This is a genomic window from Bradyrhizobium sp. USDA 3256, assembly GCF_054058275.1.
Genome location: NZ_JBSSAE010000002.1, coordinates 5,276,310 through 5,301,085, shown reverse-complemented (window position 1 = coordinate 5,301,085; position 24,776 = coordinate 5,276,310). Strand labels below are relative to the sequence as shown.

Below are 24,776 nucleotides of genomic sequence, written 5' to 3'. Positions count from 1 at the left end.
CGTGTCTCTAACCTGTCTTCGGCACGAAGGCGCCGGGCGGAATCTGGCCGTCGACATACGCATGATACAGCGCGTCGAGCTGCACCCACAGCACGTTGGTCTTGAAGATCAGCGCGTTGCAGACCGCTTCGCGCTCCGCCGGCGTCCTGGCATGCTGCTTGACATAATCAAGCGCAAAGCCGGCGTCGCGCGGCGCCTGGGTCAGGCGGCGGCTGAAATAGCTCATGATGTCGGGGTTGACGAAGTCGTAGTGCTTCAGCATCCCCGAGATGCGCTCCTCGTGCAGGTTCGGCGCGAACAATTCGGTGAGCGAGGAGGCGATCGCCTCCAGCGGGGTGCGGTCGCGGCAGAAATGCACATAGGCTTCGACGGCGAAGCGCGTCGCCGGCAGAATGCCTTCGGTGGACTCCACATAGGCAGTGTCGAGGCCGAGGCCTTCGGTCAGCTTCAGCCAGCGCTCGATGCCGCCTTCATTGCCGAGATCGCCGTCGTGATCCTCGATGCGATGGCGCCATTCGATCCTTGTTTTGCGGTCGCGGAAGCGCGAGATCACCATCGCGTCCTTCAGCGGGATCGTGCTTTGGTAGTAATAGCGGTTCAACGCCCAGGCCTGGACCTGGCCCTTGTTGAGCTTGCCGCCGTGCAGCAGGCGGTGGAACGGGTGCAGACTGTGATAGCGCGTGGCACCGATCGTGCGCAGCGTCGCCTCCATCTCCGCGGCACTGTCGAGCGTGATGCCCTTGCCGATCGAGAGCGCGGTCATTCCGGTGGTAGGCACGACATTCACAGCACGATCTCCGTTCCGTCGGAGGGAATCTGCCAGCCCGCCTGTTCGGCCGCCTTGCGTTCGGCCGAGGTCCCAAGCAGCGCCGGGTTGGAGTTGTTGATATGCAAAAACACTTTTCGTCCGATGTCGAGCCCGGCGAGGCTGGCGATCGCACCCTGATCGCCCGACATCGCGATATGGCCCATGCCCTGGCCGGTCTTGTTGCCAAGGCCCGCCGCGATCAGTTCGTCGTCGCGCCACACCGTGCCGTCGAAAAACACCAGCGGGGCGCCCCTGAGCCGGGATTTCAGGTCGTCAGTCACCCGTGCGCAGGCGGCCAGGAAATAGAAATATTTGCTGCTGCGCCTGTCCGCAATACGCAGGCCGAGCGTATCGCCGACGCCGTCGGCGCCCGCCGGATGCGCCTTGCCCTCGAGATACCATGCGCCCTTGCCGGGAACCTCAAACGGCAGCACCTCGAGCCCGGACGGCGATCCGTCGGGCAGGGCCGGTTCGAAGGCCTGGTCGACCGCGATCGGCCGACGGTCGACGTTCTTGTCACTGAGCACGTTGAAGATGCTGTTCGAGCGCAGGATCGCAAGCACCCGCTCATGCGCGTAGATCGTGAACGGCGATCCCTCACGCATCGACAGCAGCCCTGCGACCGCGTCGATCTCGCCATTGGTGAGGATGACGCCCGCGATCGGACTATGGCGCAGTGCGCCAGGCCTCGGATGCAGCTGCGACGTGGCAATCAGCTGCTGGCGCAGATCCGGGGAGGCATTGACCAGGAACCAGTGCACGCCATCGCCGCTGACGGCGATCGAGGCTTGCGTGCTCTGCAGTTCGGGATGGTTGCTTCGCGCCGTCCTGCAGACGGCACAGCCACAGTTCCACTGCGGAACGCCGCCACCCGCTGCGGCACCCAGGACGACGACACGAAGCATGATCCGTCCCCTGGAGAAGCTTGGCCTGGAGAAGTTTGTTGGACCCAGAAACGTTACGAGGTGGACTCCGGATTTGAAACACACTCCCTTGTTCGGGAGCGCGTTACGCCCGGATGTCCACCTGCGCTAAAACGCTAAACGTGTAGAGGGCGCTACCGCTTACTTGCGGGTTGCGCACATATACATGTTGATTTCCATGCCGACCGACACTTCGACGATCTTCGGTGCTTTCCAGGCCATTTGGCTCTCCTTGTTGCAACCGGACGAACTTTCCGCCCTGCAGGCTAAATTACTGTGGTTTGGAAAAGTTCGCCAGTTAAATTTTCTGTAAGGTGCCGCCTCGAAGGGGCATGCTGCACTGCGGCAAGCAAATCCTGCCCACTCACAAATTTGTGCGCGCGTTTCCCGTCAAAAGCCCGTGGCATCAGACCTTTTTCCTGTTGTTCGCCACACGGTGAATGGTGATGTTGGAATAAGTAGACAGCAGCCCCGCGGTCCTCCGAAGGTCCTGGTGACGATCCTGTGCTTCCCCGTGACGGGAGGCGACTAACCGAGCCGAGTTCAGCCGATGCCACGCTATTTCTTCAACACCCGTATCGGCGACGAGCTGATCTCCGATCCCGACGGCGAAATCCTGCGGGACCCGGATCGTGCGTGGGAAATGGCGCGCGCGATGATTCGCGAGCTGCTCAAGACCGAGGGCGCCGACGGCGCGCTGCTCAGCGCCGTGATCGAGGTGACCGACGACGAGGGCGAGGTCGTGCTGGAGTTTCCATTCACGGAGGCGATTCTCGACCGCCCGGACCGCTCGATGACAAGGCACTGACGCGCGCTGGCCCGCCGCGCGGCCACAACCATGCGTTGGCCGATGCCAGCACGTTTCCGATTGCAATTGTCCGGACAAATTCACAAGACTATGAACGGAAAGCCGAACGGCGCCGGGCGACGTCAATGGCGCAATTAACAACGGCTTCCACCCAGGGGAGATCTTCATGAAAAAACACTCGTTCGCACCGCGCAGCTTGCTGCTCGCGGGGGCCATGCTCGGGGCGTTCACGCTCTCTGCTGCGGCGCAGCAGCCGGCCGCGCCGGCGGCAGGTGCCGCCCCCGCCGCCCAGCCGCTGCCGCCTGGCTCGCCCTTGATCGGGCGTCCGGACAATGAAGCCGCCGCCAAGCTCGCGCCGGTGGCGCCGCCGCCGCTGCCGTCCGCGCCCGACAAGCTGCCACTCGCCAAGCTCAAGGCGCCGGCCGGCTTCAATGTCGAGGTCTATGCGGCCGGCATGGCCAATGCGCGCTCGCTGGCGCTCGGCGACAAGGGCACGGTGTTCGTCGGCAGCCGGCTCGTCGACAAGGTCTATGCGATCGTCAACAAGGACGGCAAGCGCTCGGTCAAGGTGATCGCCTCCGGCCTCTATCGTCCGAACGGCGTCGCCTTCAAGGACGGCACGCTTTACATCGCCGAGCTCTCGAAGGTCTCCAAGATCGACAAGATCGAGGACAATCTGGACAACCCGCCGAAGCCCACGGTCATTTACGACAAGCTGCCGAAGGACGAGGCGCATGGCTGGAAGTTCATCGCCGTCGGTCCCGACAGCAAGCTCTATGTTCCGGTCGGCCAGCCCGGCAACAACGTGCTGCACGACGCCGACCACGGCCAGATCCGCCGCATGAATCTCGATGGCTCCGGCGCCGAGGTCTATGCGCTCGGCGTGCGCAACACGGTCGGCTTCGACTGGAATCCCGAGAACAAGCAGATGTACTTCACCGACAACGGCCGCGACTGGCTGTCGGAGACGGTGCCGGAAGACGAGCTTAACCGCATCACCAAGGCGGGCGAGGATTTCGGCGCGCCGTACTGCTACCAAGGCAACATCATCGACCAGGAGCTCGGCTGGGGCAAGAACTGCAAGGACTACATCGCTCCGGTCGGCCTGATGGGCCCGCATACCGCGTCGCTCGGCATGCGCTTCTACACCGGCAGCATGTTCCCGAAGAGCTACAGGAACGTGATCTTCGTCGCGCGTCACGGCTCATGGAACAAGTCGCAGAAGCAGGGCGGTGACGTGGTCGCCGTCAGGCTGAACAAGGACGGCACCGTGAAGTCGATGGAGCCGTTCCTGACCGGCTTCCTCGACGACAACAAGTATGTCGGCCGCCCGGTCGACGTCATGCTGCTGAAGGACGGCTCGATGCTGGTCTCCGACGACTGGAACGGCGCGGTCTATCGCGTCAGCTACGGCAAGCCCAAGGTCGCCAATCAGTAACAACCACCAACGTCATTCCGGGGCGATGCGCAGCATCGAACCCGCAGGTGCGCAGTTGCGCACCGAGAATCTCGAGATTCCGGGTCTGGTGCTCGCGCACCAGCCCGGAATGACGGAATTGCCGGGAGCAACCGATGCGCAAGACGATCATTCCAGGGCTTCTGGCTGCATTTACTGTTTTCTCCGCAAATGCCGAGACCATTCAGGGTCGCGCCGCGGCGTGCTTTGCCTGCCATGGCGAGCATGGCACGTCGGAAACCGAGAACACGCCGTCGCTCGGCGGCCAGACGGCGCCCTATGCGCTGATCCAGCTCTTCATGTTCCGCGAGAAGCTGCGGGTGTTCGAGCCGATGAACGAGATGGCGAAGCCGCTGACCGACGACGATTTGCGCAGCTTCTCGGATTTCATCGCGACCTTACCGAAGCCCACGCCGCCTGCTGATGCCGGCGATCCGGCGCGGATGGCGCGGGGCCAGGCGCTGGCGCAGCAGAACCGCTGCAACAGCTGCCACAACACCGATTTCTCCGGCAAGGAGAATGTCCCGCGCATCGCCAACCAGCGCGAGGACTACCTCGCCAAGACGCTGGCCGAATACAAGGACAACAGCCGCCACGGCTATGACGCCACCATGGCCGACGTGATGCAGACGGTCACCAAGGAGCAGATCGGCGACCTTGCCTATTACATCGCGCATGTCCGCTGAAACATCGGGCGGCGGGCCGCTAGTCATGTTCTCCGCGCGGCGCTAAAACGCAGCGTCACACGGAGTTGCACATGCAGGATATTTGGCGTCTGTCGGCGGCCGAGCTCGCCAGCCTCATCAAATCGAAGAAGGTGTCGGCGAAGGAGGCGGCGGAGGCGGGGCTCGCCCGGCTCGATGCGGTCAACCCGAAGCTCAACGCGGTGGTCGATCACCGGCCGGACGACGTGCTGGCGCAGGCCGCCAAGGTCGATGCGGCCATTGGGCGCGGCGAGGCGGTCGGGCCGCTCGCCGGCGTGCCGGTCACGATCAAGGTCAATGTCGACCAGGAGGGCTACGCCACCACCAACGGGCTGAAGGCACAGCGCGACGTCATCGCCAAGGTCGATAATCCGGTGGTCGCCAATCTGCGCAAGGCCGGCGCGGTGCTGCTCGGCCGCACCAATTGTCCGGCGGTCTCCTATCGCTGGTTCACCACCAACCTCATTCACGGCGACACCAAGAACCCGCGCGATCCCGGCATCACCCCGGGCGGCTCGTCCGGCGGCGCGGGCTCAGCGGTCGCGGCCGGCATCGGCCACATCGCGCACGGCACCGATATCGCCGGCTCGGTGCGCTATCCGGCCTATGCCTGCGGCGTGCACGGCCTGCGGCCGAGCATGGGCCGCATCCCGGCCTTCAATTCGGCTTTGCCGGAGCGGCCGATCGGCCCGCAGATCAGCGCGGTGTCGGGCCCGCTGGCGCGCACCGTCAACGATCTGCGCATTTCGCTCGCGGCGATGTCGGCGCCGGACTATCGCGACCCCTGGTATGCGCCGGTGCCGCTCGAGGGTCCGCCGCGCGAGAAGCGCGTTGCGATGTGCCTCAATCCGGATGGACTTAATCCGGTGCCGGAAGTGGTCGCCGCGGTGGCCGACGCCGGCAAGCGCTTGCAGAAGGCCGGCTGGATCGTCGAGGAAATTGCAAACACGCCGTCCTTGCGCGAGGCGGCCGAGATTCAGACCCGGCTCTGGCTCGGCGACGGCTATGAGGCCCAGCTCGCCTTCGCCGAGCGCGAGGGCGATCCCGGCGCACTGGCCTGTCTGCGCGGCGTCCGCGCCCGGGTGCATCCGTTCGACCTGTCGCAGGCGCTCACCCGCCGCGCCACCCTGACGCGCGAATGGTTTGCTTTCTTCGACAAATATCCGGTGCTGCTGATGCCGGTCTCCGGCGAGCTGCCGTTCCCCGACCATCTCGACCGCAAGGACGAGGCGTCGTTCGCGCGGGTGTGGCACGCGCAGCTGCCGCAGATCGCGATCCCGTTCATGGGGCTTCCCGGGCTCGTGGTCTCCACCGGTCTCGTGGGACGGATCCCGGTCGGCGTGCAACTGGTGGCCGGACGCTACCGCGAGGATCTCTGCCTTGCCGCTGGTGAAGCGGTCGAGGCCGGCGGCACGCCGTCGGCTGCGATCGATCCGGTCGGTTGAGATGGCGACCGTCTACGATTTCACCGCCAAGTCGCTCGCCGGCGACGACGTGCCGTTGCAGCGGTTCGAGGGCCAGGTGCTCTTGATCGTGAACACGGCGAGCGCGTGCGGGTTCACGCCGCAATATAAGGGCCTGCAGGAGCTGCACGCCGGGCTGTCGCCGCGCGGCTTTGCCGTGCTCGGCTTCCCCTGCAACCAGTTCGGCGCGCAGGAGCCGGGCGACGCGAAGCAGATCGCCGCGTTCTGCGAGACCAACTACGCTGTGACGTTTCCGATGTTCGCCAAGATCGACGTCAATGGCTCAGGTGCGCATCCATTGTACGAACACCTGAAACGTGAGAAGTCGGGCCTGCTCGGGCCGGCGATCAAATGGAACTTCACCAAGTTCCTGGTCGATCGCGCCGGCAAGGTCGTGGCGCGGCATGCGCCGACCGCCCGGCCCGAAGGATTGAGGAAGGACATCGAGGCGCTGCTATGAGCGACGACAACGACACCAACGACCAATTCCCCGACCGCCTCTCGGTCGATCCGAACAGCCCGTACTACAATGCGGATATTCTCGCCCGCGATGTCGGCATCCGATTCAAGGGTGTCGAGAAGACCAATGTCGAGGAGTACTGCATCAGCGAAGGCTGGGTCCGCGTCACCGCTGGTAATGCCAAGGACCGTTACGGCAATCCGCTCACCATCAAGGTGCACGGGCCGGTCGAGCCGTATTTCCGGGATAAGAAGTAGCAACCGTCATTCCGGGATGGTCCGAAGGACCAGACCGCAGGTGCGCAATTGCGCACCGGGGAATCCCGAGATTCTCGGTGTGCAACTGCATACCTTGAGGGTTCGATGCTTCGCATCGCCCCGAAATGACTCCAATAGAAAGCCCCCCATGTCCGTCCGTATCGTCGACGTCCGCGAGGTGACCAAGCCGATCTCCTCGCCGATCCGCAACGCCTATATCGACTTCACCAAGATGACCTCGAGCCTGGTGGCCGTGGTCACCGACGTGGTGCGCGACGGCAAGCGGGTGGTCGGCTACGGCTTCAATTCCAACGGCCGTTACGGGCAGGGCGGTCTGATCCGCGAGCGCTTTGCGCCGCGCCTCAAGGAAGCCGATCCGAAATCGCTGCTCGATGCCGATGGCGGCAATCTCGATCCGGACAAGGTCTGGTCGACGCTGATGTCGAACGAGAAACCGGGCGGCCATGGCGAGCGCTCGGTCGCGGTCGGCACCATCGACATGGCGGTGTGGGACGCGGTGGCGAAGATCGCGGGCAAGCCGCTGTTCCGGCTGCTCGCCGAGCGCCACGGCCGCACCGCCAATCCGCGCGTGTTCGTCTACGCCGCCGGCGGCTATTACTATCCTGGCAAGGACCTCGGCGCGCTGCGCAAGGAGATGCGCGGCTATCTCGATCGCGGCTACAACGTCGTGAAGATGAAGATCGGCGGAGCGCCGCTCGGCGAGGACCGCGAGCGCATCGAGGCGGTGCTGAAGGAGATCGGCAGCGAGGCGCAGCTTGCGGTCGACGCCAACGGCCGCTTCGATCTGGAGACCGCGATCGCCTACGCCAAGATGCTGCGCGAGTACCCGCTGTTCTGGTACGAGGAGGCCGGCGACCCGCTCGACTACGCGCTGCAGGCCGCGCTGGCCGAGTTCTATCCCGGCCCGATGGCGACCGGCGAGAACCTGTTCAGCCACCAGGATGCACGCAACCTGATCCGCTACGGCGGCATGCGGCCGGACCGCGACTGGCTGCAATTCGATTGCGCGCTGTCCTACGGGCTCTGCGAGTATCAGCGCACGCTCGAGGTGCTGAAGACCCACGGCTGGTCGCCGAGCCGCTGCATCCCGCATGGCGGCCACCAGATGTCGCTGAACATCGCGGCCGGCCTCGGCCTCGGCGGCAACGAGAGCTACCCCGACCTGTTCCAGCCCTATGGCGGCTTCCCGGACGGCGTGCTCGTCGAGGGTGGCCACATCGTGATGCCCGACCTTCCGGGCATCGGCTTCGAGGGCAAATCCGATCTCTACAAGGAGATGAAGGCGCTGGCGGACTAAGTCCGCCCGCGACTGGCGATCCGCCGGGCGCGGGGTGGCCTGAGTTCGTTCGCAAAAATTCGTGAGCGGCGCTCAAGAAATTATTGAACGTTGCTCATTTCCGGATATACTCATGAGGACAGGGCGTCTTTCTCCCGGATGATCAGGGGGTAGGCGCGAAAACCGGCCGTGAGGATAGCTGCATGCCATATTCAGCCAAGGATCTCCGGGACGCCGCAAATGCCGGGGTGATCAGCCCGGCCGATCTGGAACGGTTGCTCGCTTTCCTGGCGAGCAGCGCCGGGCAGGGTCCGGCGGGCGATGCAAGTCCCGCCGCCAAATTCGATGCCGCTCATGTGCTCTGGTACGCTGGCGCGCTCATCGTGATCGGTGCCATGGGCTTGTTCTCGACCCTGGCCTTCACCCAGATGGGCGGTCGCGCGCTGACGGCCTGCGCGATCGCCTATGCGGTCGGGTTCAGCGTGGCGGGTCACCACCTCTGGCACGACAAGAATCTGCGGGTTCCCGGCGGCCTGCTGATCGCGATCGCGGTCTCGATGGCGCCGCTCGCGGTCTACGGAATCCAGGACGAGCTTGGCTGGTGGGGCAAGTTCGGCAAGCCGGGAACCGTGCAGGACTTCTACGTCTGGGTGAAGGGCAGCTGGATCTTCATGGAGATCGCGACCGTCGCCGCCGGCGTCGTGGCGTTGCGCTACTACCGCTTCGCTTTCATCGTCGCGATCATCTCGGTCGCGCTGTGGTTCATGTCGATGGACCTGGCGCCGTGGTTCAGCGGCATGGCTCACGCAGATTTCGAGATGCGCCGCAGGGTGTCGATCTGGTTCGGACTCGCCGTGCTCGCGGTGGCCTGGATCGTGGACTATCGCAGCCGCAACGGCGACTTTGCGTTCTGGCTGCATTTGTTCGGCCTGATGGCGTTCTGGGGCGGAATTAGCGCGTCCGAAGGTTCAACCGAATTGAGCAAGGCAGTGTACTGCCTGCTCAATGTCGGCCTGATCGTGATCGCCGTGATCCTGATGCGGCGCGCCTATGCGGTGTTCGGCGCGTTCGGCATCTGCCTCTATCTCGGCCATCTCGCCGACGTCGTCTTCAAGGACTCGCTGTGGTTTCCGTTCTCGCTGTCGCTGATCGGGATTGCCGTGATCGCCGCAGGCCTGCTCTACCATCGCAACCAGCGTGCGATCACCGGCTGGATCGACGCGCATCTGCCGGCGGGGTTGCGGCCGCGGTCTGCAACCGCATGACCGCGACGTCCTGATCGTTTTAGAACCGCTACAATCTGGAATCGCTACAAGAAGTGCGGCGCGCAAGCGCCGCTCTTCTTTTCCAGGCGCAAATCCGGAAGCCAACAGAAACCATTCGCATCCTTGACTTTTCCAACCCTGCGCTCGCCGCGAGGTGTATCCGCGTCCATTCGTCGCGATTTTATTCCGTCGTCACGCAAAAATTTTCTCAGCTCCGTCGTCTGGACGCACAGCGCCTCACCTCACTAGAGGACGGCGCATCGCCTTCAGCGAAGGCGAGAGTTGCTTGGGGACGACGTCATGACATCAAGAACACAAGCCCATCGTCGCACTGTCTTGCTTGCGCTGCTCACGGCGAGCTATCTCGCGCTGAGCGTTCCGCTCGCAACATCTGCCGCACAGGCGCAATCGGCGCCGTCGCAGGCCGGCGCCTCGTCGCTGCCGCCGGTGACGGTCACCCCGCCGGCCACGCAACGCCGCCGCAGCGCACCGTCGACATCGCGTAACACCGCCGCAGCACGAGGCCGCCGCACCCAGTCGGCACGGCGGATCGCGCCCGCGGCCGCGGCAAAACCCTTCGCGGAATCGCAGGACGCCCGCACCGGCACGTCAGGCTATTTCGCCAACAGCACGTCGGTGGCGACCAGGACCAACACCGCCATCGTCAACATCCCGCAATCGCTCAACGTGATCACGCGGGAGCTGATCCGCGACCAGAACTATCAGGGCCTCACCGACGTCACCCGCTATGTCCCAGGCGTTGCCGTGCACCAGGGCGAGGGCAATCGCGACGAGCTCGTGATCCGCGGCGTCGATTCCAGCGCCAACTTCTTCGTCAACGGCTTTCGCGACGACGTGCAGTATTTCCGCGACATGTACAACGCCCAGAGCATCGAGGTGCTGAAGGGGCCGAGCGCGCTGACCTTCGGCCGCGGCGCCGGCGGCGGCCTGCTCAACCGCACCCTGAAGGAAGCCGACGGCAACCGCGTCTACGAGGCGACGGCGCAAACCGGCTCATGGGGCGATCGCCGCGTCAGCCTCGATGCCGGGCAGGCGATCAACGACAACGTCGCAGCGCGGCTCAACGTGTTCTACGAGGGCGCCGACGCCTTCCGCGATTTCAACCATCTCGAGCGCTACGGCATCAATCCGACGGTGACGCTGAAGCCCGACGACAACACCAAAATCAAACTAAGCTACGAGTACTTTCACGACGAGCGTACCGCCGATCGCGGCAATCCCTCGCAGGGGCTGCCGGGTGGCGCGACCCGCTTCAACCCGACCACGCCGTTCGCGCCGAACGGCGACTTCTCGACCTTCTTCGGCAGCCCAAGCCTGAACACCGCGCAGGCGACGGTGCAGACCGGCATGGCGATCATTGAGCACGATTTCGAGAACGGGCTGACGGTGCGCAACGGCACCTTCGCCGCCGACTACCAGAAATTCTATCAGAACGTCTATCCGACCGGCGGCCCGCTCGCGGGCGCGGTCAATCCTGCTGACACGGCGGTGAATCTCGGCGCCTACCAGCACACGACGAACCGCGACAACGTCTTCAACCAGACCGATTTCACCTACAAGACCTGGACCGGGCCGCTGTTCCACACGGTCGGCTTCGGCGCCGAGTTCGGCCGGCAGACCGGCGTCGACATCCGCAACACCGGCGTGTTCCCGAACGGCACCAACACCATCGTGCAGAACCCGTTCGCGCCGACCTATTTCGGTCCGGTGACGTTCCTTCACCACTTCACCGGCACCAATACCGACGGCGTCACCACGCCCGATTCGAACAGCCGCTACGCGCTGAACATCCAGTCCGGCTATCTCAGGGACACCATCGAGATTTCGCGCGCCGTGCAGATCATCGCCGGCGCGCGGTTCGATCGCTACGACATGTCGGCCACCGACATGAACACCAACATCAACCGCAATCGCGTCGACAATCTGGTCTCGCCGCAGGGCGCCCTGATCATCAAGCCGATCGATTCGATGTCGGTCTATACCGCCTACAGCGTCTCCTTCCTGCCGGCCTCGGGCGACCAGTTCAGCGCGCTGAACGACGGCACGCTGATCCTGCAGCCGCAGCGCTTCGAGAATGTCGAGCTCGGCATGAAGTGGAATGTCAATCCGAAGCTGTTGTTCTCGACCGCGGTGTACAATCTGAACCGGACCAACCAGCCGATCGCCGACGGCAACAATCCCGGCTTCTTCTTCCCCTCCGGCAGCACGCTCACGCGAGGCGTCGAGGCGAGCCTGACCGGCTATGTCACCGCGCAATGGCAATCGTCGCTGGCCTATGCCTATACCGACGCGAAGATCACCGGCGCGACCTCGGCGACCGTGGTGCCCGGCAACCGCGTCCAGCTGGTGCCGTACAATCAGTTTGCCTGGTGGAACAAGTATCAGTTCACGCCGATGTGGGCCGCCGCGCTCGGCGTGATCTATTTCGGCGATTCCTTCGCCTCGTCCGACGACACGGTGCGGCTGCCGAGCTTCGTGCGCTTCGATGCGGCGATCTATGCCAAGATCGACGAGACCTGGAGCGCCCAGCTCAACGTCGAGAACATCTTCGACAAGGGCTATTGGGCGTCGGCTGACGGCAACAACAATATCTCGCCGGGACAGGGTCGGACGGTAAGGCTGATGGCGCGGGCGAGGTTCTAAACCATGATCCGGAAAAGTGCGAAGCGGTTTTCCGAAAAGATCATGCTCAAACAAAGAGCTAAGGCGCGATGACGATTCAACCTAATCTCATCGCGCTTTAGGCGGCGAGAGTGTCGACGGCGTGCCGTCATTGCGAGGAGCGAAGCGACGAAGCAATCCATGCTTCCGCGTACGACGACCGATGGATTGCTTCGCGGAGCCTGTCATCCGGCGGCGCTTTTGCGCCGGCCGGGTGGCTCGCAATGACCGGGATGGAGTTCGGCTTGCCTACCCCAGCCGCATATCCAGCAGCCGCCGGCCTTCGCCCTTCAGCAGCTTCTTCACCGCGCTCGAGGCGATTACCTCGCCATTGTTGGCGTAGGCCTCGTGGTTCTTCTCGATGTCGTCGAGGCGGTAGAGGTAGTTGACCATGATGCCGGCGGATTCGCGCAGGCCCTTGGGCGAGAGATCGCCGAGCCAGTTGATCCGCTCCAAGCGTGCGCCGTTGCCGAGATGGAAGCGCGCGACCGAATCGATCAGCCGTCCCTTCGGGGTGCGCGCCTTCAGGAAATAGTAGGCGGCAAGCGGCTCCAGCACGGCGCGCAGCTGGGTCGCGAGCTCGGCGTTCTCGAACCAGTCGGGCTTGCCGAGGCTTTCCAGCAGCTGGCGGTCCTCCTCGGTGAGCGGCACGTCGTCGGCCTGCTTGACCCACTGCATGAAGCCCGGTACCGGCGACAGCGTCACGAAGTTGTCGAGCTTCGGCAATTCGCGGCGCAGCTCCTCGACCACCTGCTTGATCAGGAAGCTGCCGAACGAGATGCCGCCAAGGCCGCGCTGGGTGTTGGAGATCGAATAGAACACCGCAGTGCGGGCGCGCTCGACCGGGACCGGCTCGCGCTCTTCCGCAAGCAGCGGCGCGATCGCGCCCGGGATGGTTTCCGTGAGCGCGACCTCGACGAAGATCAGCGGCTCGTCGGCCAGCGCCGGATGGAAGAACGCGTAGCAGCGGCGATCGATCGGATCGATGCGGCGACGCAGATCGTCCCAATCGCGGATCTCGTGCACGGCCTCATAACGGATGATCTTCTCCAGAATATTGGCCGGCGACGACCAGTCTATCCTGCGCAGCACGAGGAATCCCCTGTTGAACCAGGACGAGAGCAGATGCACCACGTCGCGATCGAGCGCGGCGAGGTCCTTGTTGCCCTTCATCAATGAAAGCAGATCCGACCGGATCGACACCAGCTCGCCGGTGCCGCCCGGCGCGCGATTGAGCCGGCGGATCAATTCCTGGCGGCGCGGCTCGGAGGCGAAATGCAGGTCGCTGGCGTCGTCGCCATTGGCTTTGGCGCGCCAGCTTTCGATCGCCTGCGCAAGCTTGGCGTGATCGGGGCCGAAATCGCGGGCCAGCGTCTGGAAGAACGACAGCCGCCCGGCGGCATCGAGATGGTGGTAGCGGTCGAGCACTTCGCGCGCCATCGCGGTGCCGGAGGCCTCGCCGCGGCCCGACAGCAGCGCGTCGCACAATTCCAGCAGTTCGGACGCATCCTGCTTGTCGTCGGCCGGGCTGGCGCGGCCGAGCAGGACGCGGCCGCGTTCGGAAATCGTCGAGAGCAGGTCTGAGAAGAAGGCATTGGCCATGAGCAGGTCGTATCCAGCAGGTCGTATCAAGTGAAGCCGGACCTTACACGGGATTTAAGGTCCGGAGCACTGCAATCAAGCGCAGGGATCGTACGGAAATATGTCGCAGCGCGACAGCGGTATAATTCGTCATCGCTGCGCCCGGTGACAAACCCCGTTCACGTTTTCTCCGCGAACGCGGTCGGTGTCTTGCCGGTAACCTGGCGGAACGCGTGGGAAAATGCCGGCACGCTGGCATAGCCGAGGTCGGAGGCGACCTGCTTGACCGAAACATTCGCGCTGCTCGACAGGCGCTCGATCGCCGCCGCGATGCGGGCGCGCTGGCACCAGCTCTTGAATGAGAGCTGGGTCTCCGCCGAGAACAGCCGCGACAGCGTCCGCGCCGAGGTGCCGACGGTGCGCGCCAGCGCATCGATATCATGGTCCTTGGTCGGATCGGCCAGCACGATGTCGGCGGCGCGCCGGCAGCGCGGCTCCTGCGGCAGCGGGATGAAGGTCGCGGAGTCCTCGGCCTGGTGCAGCTCCAGCATCACGAGGCGGATCAACAGATCGGTGCGCTCGCGTCCGCATGAGGCGTCGAACAGCGCCAGGATCGCCTGGTGCACCAGCGGCGACACCCGCACCACGAATTCGTGGTCGAGGCTGTCGCTGCGCTTTTCGCGCGCGAGCCAGACCTGGTCGAAATACAGCGTGCGCATCTCGATGTCGGCGAGCACGTCGATCGCGTGCGGGAGCAGGGCAGGGACCCACACCGCGCGGTCCGGCGGCACCAGCCAGCGGCCCTTCGGCGTCGTCACCTGCATGGTGCCGCTGGCGGCATAGACCAGTTGTGCCTCGCGGTGCATGTGCGGGTCGAGCCGGACGCCCTTGCGATAGCTGCGCGCCACCAGATGCACGCCGTCCCCGGTGACGCGCCGGTCCTGGTGGAGGGCTCTTATTGGCGGCTCAGCGATAGTCATTGGCGACATCCCGTCAGGACAAGCACCTATAACCTATTTTCGAGCAAGTGAAGAATCGCGCGAGAAACGTGCCCATGAGCAGCCCAGTGAACAGTCCCAGCCGGGTGATCACCTTCGTCAACGCCGCCCATTTCATCGATCACTACGCGATGCTGATCTTCGCCGCCGCCGTCATCGTCATGGGCCCGGCGCTCGGCATGGCCTATTCGGAACTCCTGCCCTATGCGACCCCGGGCTTCATCGCCTTCGGCGCCGGCTCGCTGATCACCGGCTGGCTCGGCGACCGCTGGAGCCGCCGCCACATGATGGTGATCTTCTTCGTCGGCATCGGCCTGTCGATGATCTCGGTCGGCTTCGTGCAGACGCCGCTGCAACTCGGCGCGGCGCTGCTGGCGATCGGCATCTTCGCCTCGATCTATCATCCGGTCGGTACCGCGATGATCGTGTCCTATGCCGAGAAGCTCGGCGCCCAGATGGGGATCAACGGCGTCTGGGGCAATCTCGGCGTTGCCTCGTCGGCGCTGGTCACCGGCGTGATCGGCCAGTATCTCGGCTGGCGCTGGGCGTTCATCGTGCCCGGCACGGTCACCGTGCTGATCGGCATCGCCTTTGCGATGACGGTGGTGCATGAGGACCGCAAGGGCTCCAAGCAGGCCGCAGCGCAGGTGCGGGTCGCCAAGGAGGACATGTGGCGGGTGGTGCTGTCGCTGCTGATCGTGGTGATCGCGATCTCCACCACCTTCAACGCGGTGACGGTGGCGCTGCCGAAGCTGTTCGCCGAACGGCTCGCCGACCTGACCAAGAGCCCGGCGCTGCTCGGGGTGATCGCGGCCGGGGTCTATGTGTTCGGCGCGATGACGCAGTACACCATCGGCAAGCTGCTCGACAGATATTCGCTGAAGACGGTGGCGCTGCCGCTGTCGTTCCTGCTGGCGCCGTTCCTCTATCTGGCGGCGAGCCTGTCCAACCTGCCGCTGATCGTGGTCTCGATCGGCATCGTGATGGGCGCGTTCGGCCAGGTCACGGTGAACGATGCCATGGTCGGCAAGTACACCACCGAGGAATGGCGCTCGCGCGCCTATGCAGTGCGCTATTTCGTCGGCTTCACTGCGGCCGGCGCTTCCGTCGGCCTGGTCGCCTGGCTGTACGACCAGGGCGGCTTCTCGATGATGCTGCGCGCGTTCGCGGCACTCTGCCTGCTGGCGATCGCGGCCGCGATCATCCTGCCGCGCGAGATCCGCACCCCGGCCACGCAGGCGGGCTGATACGGGACGTTTGCGCCGTCTGCCGTCGAGGCGATGCGCGCGCCGACCCGCGGTGCGCCGCTCGGGCACCGCCGGCAAACCGTGACCTGGTCACGGTTCGTCAACTTTGTTCCAACTCGAAGGTGTGGTAAGGTCCAAGTGGGCCTCGGGGACGACGGCGCCGGTTGCGCCTCGAGCACGCAATTTTCTTTGGAGCAGCCGGAGCGCCATGGGAGAAATTCGCGACTTCAAGTCAGGCCGGTCACAGCCCGACAATACACAGCCTCCCGGCGATTCAATGCCGCGGCGCCTCGCGGCGATCGTAGCGGGCGATATCGCCGGCTACAGCCGGTTGATGCAGCTCGATGAGGAAGGCACGCATACGCGCGTCAAGCGGACCCTGCGCGATCTGATCGAGCCCACGATTGCCGAGCACCACGGCAAGCTGGTCAAGACCACCGGCGACGGCTTTATCGCGATGTTCGACAGTCCGGTCGAGGCCGTCCGTTGCAGCATCGTGATCCAGCAGAACATGATCGGCCGCAACGCGGCGATCGCGAGAGATCAGTGGATCGAGTACCGGATCGGGGTCAACCTCGGCGACGTCATCATCGAGCCCGACGATATCTATGGCGACGGCGTCAACGTGGCCTCGCGCCTGGAAGGAATCGCGGCGCCGGGTGACGTCTTTATCTCCGGCGGCATCTACGAGCAGATCAAGCACAAGATGGTCTGCGGATACGAATCGCTCGGCGACCGCAAGGTCAAGAACATCACCGATCCGGTCCGGGTTTATCGCGTGCTGCCGGATGCAGCCGCGTACCAACGGACGCGCAGGCGCCGTGAGTCCATCCTGCTCACGCTGCTCGGACTGGCGATCGCGATCATCGCGGGGGGCGTGCTGTGGTATCTGCTCGCGCAACCGCGCGGCAAGCCGGCCGACGTGGCACAGGCGCCTCCGTCACCGACGGCATCGCCTGCCGTCCAGCCGCCGGCACCAAGCCCGGCTCCGACCCAAACCGCAAGTCCAACCCCGGCGGCACCGACGCAGCAAGCGTCGCCTCAACCCGCGCCCTCGGCGAGCCCCACCCCGGATCTGCCGGAGCCCGAACTGGTCTCGCTTCAAGCTGGCAGCTTCTCGATGGGAAGCAATGACGATCCTTCGGAGCGGCCGATCCGCCGGGTGACGGTCAGGCCCTTTGCCATGGGCAAATATCCGGTCACGGTCCGCGAATGGAACGCCTGCGCGGCGGCCAAGGCCTGTGGCTTCACGGCCAGCGGCAAGGACGACGTTCCGGTCACCAATGTGAGCTGGAGCGATGCGAAGCAATATGTGACCTGGCTCGCCGAGCGCACCAAGAAGCCCTACCGGCTGCCGAGCGAAGCCGAGTGGGAATATGCGGCGCGCGGCGGAACGCAATCGAAGTACTGGTGGGGCGACCAGATGCAATCGGGCCACGCCGGATGCAAGGATTGCGGCGGCGGCAGTTCGGCCGAGCAGCCGGTCAAGGTCGGCAGCTACAAGCCGAATCCGTTCGGCCTCTACGACATGGGCGGCGGGGTCGATCAATGGGTCGAGGATTGCTGGCACAGGAATTACCAGGGCGCGCCGACCGACGGTGCGGTCTGGTCCGGCGGCGACTGCGCCTCCCATGTCATCCGCTCCGGCTCGTGGAAGAATGACGCACGCTATGTGCGTCCGGCCAATCGCGATAATTACGACACCAATGTCCGTTATCCGACCCACGGTTTCCGGGTCGCACTGTCTCCCTGAGCGGTCATCCCTGATCGCAAGGCTTCATGGAGGGGCTATGAAAAGTGCAGGCTTGATCATGCTCGCCGCGGCGCTGACGCTGTTCGTGGCTCCGGCCGACGCGCAGAACAAGCCGGCCGGCAAGGACACCAAGCTGTATTTCATCTGGCCACGCGACGGCGCTAAGCTAAAAAGCCCGTTCTGGTGCCGCTTTGGGCTGCGCAACATGGGCGTCACCCATGCCGGCGACGACTACCCGAACAGCGGCCATCACCATCTTCTGATCGACGTGAATGAGCCGTTGAACCCGAATGAGCCGATTCCGTCGGACAAGTCTCATCTGCACTTCGGTGCCGGCCAGACCGAGACGCAGCTCGATCTGGCGCCCGGCAAGCATACCTTGCAGTTGGTGCTTGGCGACGCCAAACACTATCCATTCAGCCCGCCGGTCGTCTCCGAAAAAATCACCATCCGGGTCAGATAGGCCGATACGGATGGCTCCCTTGCGAGAACCGGCGCTTGCGCAAGGCTGCGTCGTGCGGTTTGTTGCGCGCCTGCCGGACAGCAAGATTCGGCATGGAGGAAGTCTGATGTCGTCTCGACTGCTGCGTCTGGCCGGCCTCGTCCTGGGAGTGATTGTCATGGCCACATCAGCGGATGCCGACGCCTTGAAGGATCAGATCGCGCCGACCGGAAAGCTCCGGGTCGCGATCGCCATCAGCCCGGCCGGCGGCGCGTTCTGGTCGACCAAGACCGAGAACGGCTATGCGGGCGTTCCCGTCGATCTCGGCCGCGAGATGGCGGCGCAACTCGGCATCCCGGTCGAATATGTCGTGCATCAGAATTCCGGCCAGATCACCGACGCGGCGGCCAGGAACACCTGGGACATCACCTTCCTGCCCAAGGATCCCGAGCGCGAGACCAGGATGACGTTCGGGCCGATCTACGAGGTTGCCGACGCCACCTATATCGTCAAACCCGGCTCGACGATCACGAATTTCGCCACGCTCGACCAGGACGGCGTCAAGGTGGCTGCCGTCAATGCCACCACGACGATGCGCGGCGCGATCGCCCATCTCAAGCACGCCAAGGTCACGGGCTATCAGACCTATGACGAGATCTTCAATCTGCTCAAGAGCGGCGAGATCGACGCGTTCGCATTGTCGCGCGATCAGCTCAATGCGATGGCGAAGAAGATCCCGGGCACGCGCGTGCTGGACGAGACCTTCAAGCAGACCGTCACCGCGGTCGCGGTACCGCTCAACCATCCGCTCGCCGCGGCCTTCGCCACCAGGTTCATGACGGAGGCGATCGCCAACGGTACGCTGCGCAAGGCCTATGACGCTAACGGCCTGAAGGACACGTCAGTCCGCACCGAGGTGAAGTAGCGGCTGACACGCGGTCGCGCCGGGCCCGCGGCCGGGCTCCGCGTTTTTCGTGGGCGACATCTGTGCAGGCTGCATAAATCCGCGCCATCGCGCCGGCCGGTTCCTCTGTAGGTCGGCTAAGTCATTGCATTAACGGCGATTTCTGGCCCGGCGCCAGCGGCTCCGGTTGGCATATGCATTGCTTTTGGTTGGATCAGTCAATGACGACTGCCGTCCTCCGGATTGCCAGGGCCAATGCTGGCCGAGGCGAGGGGATCAAGGCGCCCGGCCCGGGCGTCTCGAGCAATCGTTGAACCCCCATCTCCCGGACGAACGAGCATTTCAACCAACCCGCGTCGCTTCCGGCAGGCAACCGGCGCGGCCGAATTGCGCAAGGGGATTTTACGAATGGCCTATCTCGCTCCGTCCGAATTCGTCACCAAGATGGTGGATGCCGGCGAATCCAAGATCTTCATGTCGACCCGCGACACCGTGATCCGCGCCTACATGGCCGGTGCGATCCTCGCGCTGGCCGCCTGGTTCGCCGTGACGATCAACGTCAACACCGGGCAGCCGATCATCGGCGCGTTGCTGTTTCCGGTCGGTTTCGTCATGCTCTATCTGCTGGGCTTCGATCTGCTGACCGGCGTGTTCGTCCTTTCGCCACTGGCGCTGCTCGACAAGCGCCCCGGCGTCACGCTCGGCGGCGTGCTGCGCAACTGGGCTCTCGTCTTCATCGGCAATTTCGGAGGCGCGCTCACCGTGGCGTTCATGATGGCCTTTGTCACGACATTCGGCTTCACGCAGGAGCCCGACAAGGTCGGCATGACCATCGGCAATATCGGCGAGGGCCGGACGCTGGGCTATGCGGCGCATGGTGCGGCGGGCATGGCCACGCTGTTCATCCGCGGCATGCTGTGCAACTGGATGGTTTCGACCGGCGTCGTCGGCGCGATGATCTCCACGACGGTGCCCGGCAAGGTGATCGCGATGTGGATGCCGATCCTGGTGTTCTTCTACATGGTGTTCGAGCATTCGGTGGTGAACATGTTCCTGTTCCCGTCGGGACTGATGCTGCATGCGAAGTTCTCGATCATGGACTACCTGATCTGGAACGAGATCCCGACCGTGCTCGGCAACCTCGCCGGCGGCCTCGCCTTCACCGGTCTCACGCTCTACACGACGCATGTGAAGACGGCGCCGAAGCGCCAGCGCCTCGCGGCTTGATCCTGGCCGGCTGGAGCATGATCCGGAAAAGTGTGAAGCGGCTTTCCGAAAAGATCATGCTCAGACAAGAAGCCAAAGCGCGATGACGATTCAACATAATCTCGTCGCGCTTTGGTTGGGCTCTCCTGTCCCGGAGGGGCCCATTCGCTTTGGGACGGTCGATGCCGCGCGCGCTGAAAATATCGGTCGGGCAATTCTCTGATCAGGGCCGCAAGGACACCAATCAGGACTTCCACGGCGCCTTGATCCCCGACGAGCCGCTGCTCGGCCTGAAGGGCATCGCGGTGGTGCTTGCCGACGGCATCTCCTCGAGCAGCGTCGGCCGCATCGCCGCCGAATCCGCGGTCAAGAGCTTCCTGACCGACTACTACTGCACCTCGGAATCCTGGTCGGTGAAGACCTCGGCGCAGAGGGTGCTGGAGGCGACCAATTCGTGGCTGCACGCGCAGACAAGGCGCAGCCAGAATCCCTACGACAAGGACAAGGGTTATGTCTGCACGCTGGGCGCCCTGGTCGTCCGGTCGACCACGGCGCATCTGTTCCATGTCGGTGACTCCAGGATCTACCGCGTCGCCGGCAACAGCCTCGAGCAACTGACCAACGACCACCGCGTCGTGATCTCCTCGCAGCAGAGCTATCTTGGCCGCGCGCTCGGCGTGAACCCGCAGCTCGAGATCGACTACCAGGCGCTCCCGCTGGAGCGCGGCGATATCTTCCTGCTGGTGACCGACGGGATCTACGAGCATGTCCCGGCGCGGCAGCTCGCGAAGACGATCAAAGACGGTGCCGCGTCTCTCGATGTTGCGGCGAAATCGATCGTCGAGCAGGCCTATGAGAACGGCAGCCCGGACAATCTCACCGTGCAGATCGTCCGGATCGACGAATTGCCTGACGGCGATGCCAGCGAGCTGTTCGGCCAGCCGGCCGAGCTGCCGCTGCCGCCGCTGCTCGACGCAAGAATGCTGTTCGACGGCTATCGTATCGTGCGCGAGTTGCACGCATCGCACCGCAGCCACATCTATCTCGCGGTCGACGAGGACAGCGCCACCACAGTCACGATCAAAATCCCCTCGATCGACCTGCGCGACGATCCAGCCTATCTGAAGCGTTTCATGATGGAAGAATGGGTCGCCCGGCGGATCGACAGCCCGCATGTGCTGAAGCCGTGGCTGCCGCAGCGCAAGCGCAATTTCCTTTATGTCGCGATGGAATATATCGACGGCCAGACCCTGACGCAGTGGATCACGGACAATCCAGCGCCGGCGCTGGAGACGGTACGCGGTATCACCGAGCAAATCGCAAAAGGGCTGCGCGCCTTCCACCGCAAGGAGATGCTGCACCAGGACGTCAGGCCCGACAACATCATGATCGACAGGACCGGCACGGTGAAGATCATCGATTTTGGCTCGACGCGGATCGCTGGCGTCGCCGCGGCGGCGCCGGCGGGTGTCGAGGACATCCTGGGCACCCAGCAATACACCGCGCCGGAATATTTCCTCGGCGAGGGTGGCACCGCGCGCTCCGACCTGTTCTCGCTCGGTGTCGTCACCTACCAGATGCTGACGGGACGCTTGCCCTATGGCGCGCAGATCGCGCGGGCCCGGACACGATCCGACTTCAACCGGCTGGTCTATCGTTCGGCCGCGCATGGCGGGCGCGAGATCCCGGGCTGGGTCGACGGCGCGCTGGAGCGTGCCGTGCATGCCAACCCGCTCAAGCGCTATGAGAGCTTTTCGGAATTCCTGTTCGACCTGCGCAATCCCAACGCAAAATATCTGACGACGTCATCGACCCCGCTGATCGAGCGCAACCCGGTGCTGTTCTGGAAGTCGACCACGCTGCTGCTGGCGCTGGTTGTGGTGCTGCTGCTCGCCTACGGCGCGCATCATTTGCGGTAGCGGCGCCAAATCCGCCAGCCTATCCCCGTCATCCCCGCGCAAAGGCTTCGCCTTTGTCGATGGAGGCGCGAGCCTTGCGACGCATTTGCACCGCTGGGTGAGCCTCGAAGGATGAATCGGCCACCAGCGGGGCCGTGCATCCTTCGAGACGGCCGCGTTGCGGCCTCGTCAGCGCGTCCTGACTTACAAGGATGACGGGTTAGAGGGCCGACTTCAGTGCGTCCCACCCGCCGCAATCGGATCGAGGCCGCTCTTCACCAGCGCGTCGTGCGCATCCGGCGAGGCGAGGAAGCTGATCAGCGCCTTGCCGGCCTCACGCTCTCTTGCAACCGTCGCGATCCCGGCGGAAAACACCGTTATCTTCTGCAACGGCTCCGGCAGCGGTCCGACGATGTCGATGCCGGCAACCGGCTTCAGCTCGGAGATCTGCTGCAGGCCGATCTCGGCCTCGCCCTTGGCAACGATCTCGCCGACCGGGGTCGCCGGGATCATCCGCGCCTTGTCTTTCATCTGATCGGCGATGCCGAGCTTTGCGAACATCTCGGTCGAGACATAGACGCCGCTGGCGCTGTCGGAATAGGCGACCGATTTCGCCGCCAGCAGCGCTTGCTTGACGGTGTCGGCCGAACCGATGTCCGGCCTCGGTGCGCCTGATTTCACCGCGATGCCGATCGGCGACTTCACGAGGTCGACGCGGCTGTCGGGCACCACTTTGCCCTGCTTGATGAGATCGCCGAGCGCATAGCCGACCATGATCAGCACGTCGGCCGGCTCGCCGCGCTCCAGCCGCACCGGAATGGCGTTGGTCGTGGTGCCCATCGACGGCCCGAAGGCGGTCACCACCTTGTGCCCGGTCTTGCGTTCGAACTCCGGCACCAGCGCCTTGTAGGCCGCCGTCAGCCCGCCCGAGATCATGACATGGACTTCGGCGGCGGATACGGCTGAGGTGAAGGCGAGGGCGCCGATCACGGCAAGCGTGAGGGCACGGAAGGCGGCAGGCGCGCTCATGGAGTTTCTCCCTGGACGATTCTTCGGAAGCGGGTCGTCGTGGCCGGGGACACTACTGCCTGAGGGCAGGCATGGCTAGCCGCAGCGTCTTTGCGAGGCGCGCAACGATGCAGATGGAGCATTGTCGGGAGGCGAGATTTCGTAGCCCGGATGAAGCGGAGCGAAATCCGGGAGCGGCTTCTCCGCGGAAACACCCTCCCGGATTGCGCTCCGCTCCATCCGGGCTACGGGGAATCGGTCACGAATTGACATGCACGAAATCGCGCAGCAGCGGGTAGATCTCGTTGTTCCAGCGCTTGCCGGAAAACACGCCGTAGTGGCCGACGCCGGCCTGCATGTGATGCACCTTGCGATAGGTGCGGACCCCGGTGCAGAGGTCTTGCGCGGCGAGCGTCTGGCCGATCGAGCAGATGTCGTCCTTCTCGCCTTCCACCGTCATCAATCCCATGCGCCGGATCGCCGCCGGATTCACCGGGCGGCCGCGATGCATCAGCATGCCCTGCGGCAACAGATGTTCCTGGAACACGTCGCGCACCGTCTCGATGTAGAACTCCGCCGGGAGGTCCATGACCGCGAAATATTCGTCATAGAAAGTCTTGATCACCGCGGCCTTGGCGGTCTCGCCCTTGGCGAGATGATCGGCGAGATCGATATGCTGCTTGATGTGGCGTTCCAGGTTCATCGATACGAACGCCGTGAGCTGCACGAAGCCGGGATAGACCTGGCGCAACGCGCCCTTGCACTGCATCGGCACGTAGTTGATCAGATTGTCCTCGAACCATTTGATCGGCTTGCTCTTGGCGAATTCGTTCACCTTGGTCGGCTGGATCCTTGTGTCGATCGGCCCGGCCATCAGGGTGAGCGAGGCCGGCCGCGCCGGATGATTGTCTTCCGACATGATCGCGGCGGCGGCCAGCGCCGACACCGAAGGCTGGCAGATCGCCACCATATGCGCGCGTGGGCCGAGCTGGCCGAGGAAGTCGATCAGATGGTCGGTGTAGTCCTCGAGCCCGAAGCGGCCCTTGCTGCGCGGGATGTCGCGCGGATTGTGCCAGTCGGTGATATAGACGTCGTGGTCCTGCAGCAGCGTCTTCACGGTGCCGCGCAGCAGCGTGGCAAAATGCCCGGACATCGGCGCCACCAAGAGCAGCCGCGGCTGCTCCGGGCCGTCGACCTTCCTGAAATGCAGCAGCGAGCCGAACGGCGTGGAATAGGCGACCTCCTCGGTCACCTCTAACTCCCTGTTGCCGACGGTCACGCTGCCGATGCCGTAGTCGGGGCGGGCATAGCTCAGGCTGGAGCGCGAGATCAGTTCGAGCGCGGCCGCGAGCCGGCCGAACGTCCGGTCGGACGCGCCGCGCGGCACGAGATTGAGATAGCGCAACGCCGCCGCGGCGCCGGTCCGCCACGGCGCCGTGAGGTCCATGTGGTTCTGATAGGCCTGGTACAGCATTGACATCATACGCATCCACCCGTGGCCCGGCTTGCCATGCAATATCGACGCCAGAGGCGGGCCGGCCGCCGGGCAAATTGGCACGTGGCTTGCTGCAAAAGCTGATGGCTCCGGGTGCGCGGCGGCTGAACCGGCGCGCGAA

22 protein-coding genes are annotated in these 24,776 nt (G+C 64.4%); 15 read left to right on the top strand and 7 right to left on the bottom strand.

Annotated features, from left to right (window positions below; translation table 11 throughout):
• Window positions 1-7: 7 nt before the first annotated feature.
• The 3 genes from pqqC to pqqA all read right to left on the bottom strand — a co-directional run bounded on the left by pqqC (window position 8) and on the right by pqqA (window position 1,953).
• On the bottom strand, window positions 8-763 hold the full coding sequence (gene pqqC, locus ACVWY5_RS27035; RefSeq protein ID WP_028332664.1) for a pyrroloquinoline-quinone synthase PqqC: 756 nt from the start codon (window positions 761-763) through the stop codon (window positions 8-10).
• 20 nt (window positions 764-783) lie between these two features.
• A complete protein-coding gene (gene pqqB, locus ACVWY5_RS27030) occupies window positions 784-1,713 on the bottom strand; it encodes a pyrroloquinoline quinone biosynthesis protein PqqB (RefSeq protein WP_028332663.1) in 930 nt (309 codons plus the stop codon).
• Window positions 1,714-1,872: 159 nt separating this feature from the next.
• Window positions 1,873-1,953, bottom strand: coding sequence for a pyrroloquinoline quinone precursor peptide PqqA (pqqA, locus tag ACVWY5_RS27025; RefSeq protein WP_035635412.1), 81 nt, complete (start codon window positions 1,951-1,953; stop codon window positions 1,873-1,875).
• Between the two features lie 328 nt (window positions 1,954-2,281).
• On the opposite strand from pqqA, the gene ACVWY5_RS27020 reads away from it, so the two are divergent.
• From ACVWY5_RS27020 to ACVWY5_RS26980, 9 genes are all read left to right on the top strand, one after another.
• The gene (locus ACVWY5_RS27020) at window positions 2,282-2,539 is read left to right on the top strand and encodes a DUF6894 family protein (protein ID WP_028332662.1); all 258 of its coding nucleotides are present in this window, start codon (window positions 2,282-2,284) and stop codon (window positions 2,537-2,539) included.
• Window positions 2,540-2,705: 166 nt separating this feature from the next.
• On the top strand, window positions 2,706-3,977 hold the full coding sequence (locus ACVWY5_RS27015) for a PQQ-dependent sugar dehydrogenase (protein ID WP_028332661.1): 1,272 nt from the start codon (window positions 2,706-2,708) through the stop codon (window positions 3,975-3,977).
• 134 nt (window positions 3,978-4,111) lie between these two features.
• Complete coding sequence (locus ACVWY5_RS27010; protein ID WP_028332660.1) at window positions 4,112-4,681, top strand: c-type cytochrome; 570 nt, start codon at window positions 4,112-4,114, stop codon at window positions 4,679-4,681.
• Between the two features lie 71 nt (window positions 4,682-4,752).
• The gene (locus tag ACVWY5_RS27005; protein WP_028332659.1) at window positions 4,753-6,144 is read left to right on the top strand and encodes an amidase family protein; all 1,392 of its coding nucleotides are present in this window, start codon (window positions 4,753-4,755) and stop codon (window positions 6,142-6,144) included.
• Between the two features lies 1 nt (window position 6,145).
• A complete protein-coding gene (locus tag ACVWY5_RS27000) occupies window positions 6,146-6,622 on the top strand; it encodes a glutathione peroxidase (protein WP_028332658.1) in 477 nt (158 codons plus the stop codon).
• The gene (locus ACVWY5_RS26995; RefSeq protein WP_028332657.1) at window positions 6,619-6,879 is read left to right on the top strand and encodes a DUF3297 family protein; all 261 of its coding nucleotides are present in this window, start codon (window positions 6,619-6,621) and stop codon (window positions 6,877-6,879) included. Before ACVWY5_RS27000 ends, ACVWY5_RS26995 begins: the two co-directional genes overlap by 4 nt.
• Window positions 6,880-7,027: 148 nt before the next feature.
• Window positions 7,028-8,197, top strand: a complete 1,170-nt coding sequence (locus tag ACVWY5_RS26990) for a mandelate racemase/muconate lactonizing enzyme family protein (RefSeq protein WP_028332656.1) — start codon at window positions 7,028-7,030, stop codon at window positions 8,195-8,197.
• 182 nt (window positions 8,198-8,379) lie between these two features.
• Complete coding sequence (locus ACVWY5_RS26985; protein WP_028332655.1) at window positions 8,380-9,441, top strand: hypothetical protein; 1,062 nt, start codon at window positions 8,380-8,382, stop codon at window positions 9,439-9,441.
• A 300-nt stretch (window positions 9,442-9,741) separates the two neighbouring features.
• Complete coding sequence (locus tag ACVWY5_RS26980) at window positions 9,742-12,105, top strand: TonB-dependent siderophore receptor (protein WP_028332654.1); 2,364 nt, start codon at window positions 9,742-9,744, stop codon at window positions 12,103-12,105.
• Between the two features lie 267 nt (window positions 12,106-12,372).
• On the opposite strand, the gene ACVWY5_RS26975 is transcribed toward ACVWY5_RS26980, so the two are convergent.
• Complete coding sequence (locus tag ACVWY5_RS26975; RefSeq protein WP_028332653.1) at window positions 12,373-13,725, bottom strand: malonyl-CoA decarboxylase; 1,353 nt, start codon at window positions 13,723-13,725, stop codon at window positions 12,373-12,375.
• A gap of 158 nt (window positions 13,726-13,883) precedes the next feature.
• Window positions 13,884-14,684, bottom strand: a complete 801-nt coding sequence (locus ACVWY5_RS26970) for an AraC family transcriptional regulator (RefSeq protein WP_028332652.1) — start codon at window positions 14,682-14,684, stop codon at window positions 13,884-13,886.
• 86 nt (window positions 14,685-14,770) lie between these two features.
• Here ACVWY5_RS26970 and ACVWY5_RS26965 point away from each other — a divergent pair, with 86 nt between their 5' ends.
• The 6 genes from ACVWY5_RS26965 to ACVWY5_RS26940 all read left to right on the top strand — a co-directional run bounded on the left by ACVWY5_RS26965 (window position 14,771) and on the right by ACVWY5_RS26940 (window position 22,173).
• Complete coding sequence (locus tag ACVWY5_RS26965) at window positions 14,771-15,949, top strand: MFS transporter (RefSeq protein WP_028332651.1); 1,179 nt, start codon at window positions 14,771-14,773, stop codon at window positions 15,947-15,949.
• A 208-nt stretch (window positions 15,950-16,157) separates the two neighbouring features.
• The gene (locus tag ACVWY5_RS26960) at window positions 16,158-17,702 is read left to right on the top strand and encodes an SUMF1/EgtB/PvdO family nonheme iron enzyme (RefSeq protein WP_028332650.1); all 1,545 of its coding nucleotides are present in this window, start codon (window positions 16,158-16,160) and stop codon (window positions 17,700-17,702) included.
• Window positions 17,703-17,760: 58 nt separating this feature from the next.
• Entirely contained in the window at window positions 17,761-18,165 is a 405-nt protein-coding gene (locus ACVWY5_RS26955) for a DUF4399 domain-containing protein (protein ID WP_428841194.1), read from the top strand.
• Window positions 18,166-18,322: 157 nt separating this feature from the next.
• Window positions 18,323-19,069 carry a transporter substrate-binding domain-containing protein gene (locus ACVWY5_RS26950; RefSeq protein ID WP_080666974.1) on the top strand — a complete coding sequence of 249 codons (747 nt, stop codon included), beginning with the start codon at window positions 18,323-18,325 and terminating at the stop codon, window positions 19,067-19,069.
• A 387-nt stretch (window positions 19,070-19,456) separates the two neighbouring features.
• Window positions 19,457-20,275 carry a formate/nitrite transporter family protein gene (locus tag ACVWY5_RS26945; RefSeq protein ID WP_028332647.1) on the top strand — a complete coding sequence of 273 codons (819 nt, stop codon included), beginning with the start codon at window positions 19,457-19,459 and terminating at the stop codon, window positions 20,273-20,275.
• A gap of 161 nt (window positions 20,276-20,436) precedes the next feature.
• Window positions 20,437-22,173, top strand: coding sequence for a bifunctional protein-serine/threonine kinase/phosphatase (locus tag ACVWY5_RS26940; protein WP_028332646.1), 1,737 nt, complete (start codon window positions 20,437-20,439; stop codon window positions 22,171-22,173).
• A 213-nt stretch (window positions 22,174-22,386) separates the two neighbouring features.
• On the opposite strand, the gene ACVWY5_RS26935 is transcribed toward ACVWY5_RS26940, so the two are convergent.
• Together ACVWY5_RS26935 and ACVWY5_RS26930 are read right to left on the bottom strand one after the other, a co-directional pair.
• A complete protein-coding gene (locus ACVWY5_RS26935) occupies window positions 22,387-23,181 on the bottom strand; it encodes a substrate-binding domain-containing protein (RefSeq protein WP_028332645.1) in 795 nt (264 codons plus the stop codon).
• A 238-nt stretch (window positions 23,182-23,419) separates the two neighbouring features.
• Window positions 23,420-24,643, bottom strand: a complete 1,224-nt coding sequence (locus tag ACVWY5_RS26930; RefSeq protein WP_028332644.1) for a polyhydroxyalkanoate depolymerase — start codon at window positions 24,641-24,643, stop codon at window positions 23,420-23,422.
• Window positions 24,644-24,776 lie beyond the last annotated feature (133 nt).

What these genes read in the sequence shown, in the direction of transcription:
- pqqC (WP_028332664.1), bottom strand. Translation starts at nt 763, where the DNA reads ATGACCGCGCTCTCGATCGGCAAGGGCATCACGCTCGACAGTGCCGCG.
- pqqB (WP_028332663.1), bottom strand. Translation starts at nt 1,713, where the DNA reads ATGCTTCGTGTCGTCGTCCTGGGTGCCGCAGCGGGTGGCGGCGTTCCG.
- pqqA (WP_035635412.1), bottom strand. Translation starts at nt 1,953, where the DNA reads ATGGCCTGGAAAGCACCGAAGATCGTCGAAGTGTCGGTCGGCATGGAA.
- ACVWY5_RS27020 (WP_028332662.1), top strand. Translation starts at nt 2,282, where the DNA reads ATGCCACGCTATTTCTTCAACACCCGTATCGGCGACGAGCTGATCTCC.
- ACVWY5_RS27015 (WP_028332661.1), top strand. Translation starts at nt 2,706, where the DNA reads ATGAAAAAACACTCGTTCGCACCGCGCAGCTTGCTGCTCGCGGGGGCC.
- ACVWY5_RS27010 (WP_028332660.1), top strand. Translation starts at nt 4,112, where the DNA reads ATGCGCAAGACGATCATTCCAGGGCTTCTGGCTGCATTTACTGTTTTC.
- ACVWY5_RS27005 (WP_028332659.1), top strand. Translation starts at nt 4,753, where the DNA reads ATGCAGGATATTTGGCGTCTGTCGGCGGCCGAGCTCGCCAGCCTCATC.
- ACVWY5_RS27000 (WP_028332658.1), top strand. Translation starts at nt 6,146, where the DNA reads ATGGCGACCGTCTACGATTTCACCGCCAAGTCGCTCGCCGGCGACGAC.
- ACVWY5_RS26995 (WP_028332657.1), top strand. Translation starts at nt 6,619, where the DNA reads ATGAGCGACGACAACGACACCAACGACCAATTCCCCGACCGCCTCTCG.
- ACVWY5_RS26990 (WP_028332656.1), top strand. Translation starts at nt 7,028, where the DNA reads ATGTCCGTCCGTATCGTCGACGTCCGCGAGGTGACCAAGCCGATCTCC.
- ACVWY5_RS26985 (WP_028332655.1), top strand. Translation starts at nt 8,380, where the DNA reads ATGCCATATTCAGCCAAGGATCTCCGGGACGCCGCAAATGCCGGGGTG.
- ACVWY5_RS26980 (WP_028332654.1), top strand. Translation starts at nt 9,742, where the DNA reads ATGACATCAAGAACACAAGCCCATCGTCGCACTGTCTTGCTTGCGCTG.
- ACVWY5_RS26975 (WP_028332653.1), bottom strand. Translation starts at nt 13,725, where the DNA reads ATGGCCAATGCCTTCTTCTCAGACCTGCTCTCGACGATTTCCGAACGC.
- ACVWY5_RS26970 (WP_028332652.1), bottom strand. Translation starts at nt 14,684, where the DNA reads ATGACTATCGCTGAGCCGCCAATAAGAGCCCTCCACCAGGACCGGCGC.
- ACVWY5_RS26960 (WP_028332650.1), top strand. Translation starts at nt 16,158, where the DNA reads ATGGGAGAAATTCGCGACTTCAAGTCAGGCCGGTCACAGCCCGACAAT.
- ACVWY5_RS26955 (WP_428841194.1), top strand. Translation starts at nt 17,761, where the DNA reads ATGCTCGCCGCGGCGCTGACGCTGTTCGTGGCTCCGGCCGACGCGCAG.
- ACVWY5_RS26950 (WP_080666974.1), top strand. Translation starts at nt 18,323, where the DNA reads ATGGCCACATCAGCGGATGCCGACGCCTTGAAGGATCAGATCGCGCCG.
- ACVWY5_RS26945 (WP_028332647.1), top strand. Translation starts at nt 19,457, where the DNA reads ATGGCCTATCTCGCTCCGTCCGAATTCGTCACCAAGATGGTGGATGCC.
- ACVWY5_RS26940 (WP_028332646.1), top strand. Translation starts at nt 20,437, where the DNA reads ATGCCGCGCGCGCTGAAAATATCGGTCGGGCAATTCTCTGATCAGGGC.
- ACVWY5_RS26935 (WP_028332645.1), bottom strand. Translation starts at nt 23,181, where the DNA reads ATGAGCGCGCCTGCCGCCTTCCGTGCCCTCACGCTTGCCGTGATCGGC.
- ACVWY5_RS26930 (WP_028332644.1), bottom strand. Translation starts at nt 24,643, where the DNA reads ATGATGTCAATGCTGTACCAGGCCTATCAGAACCACATGGACCTCACG.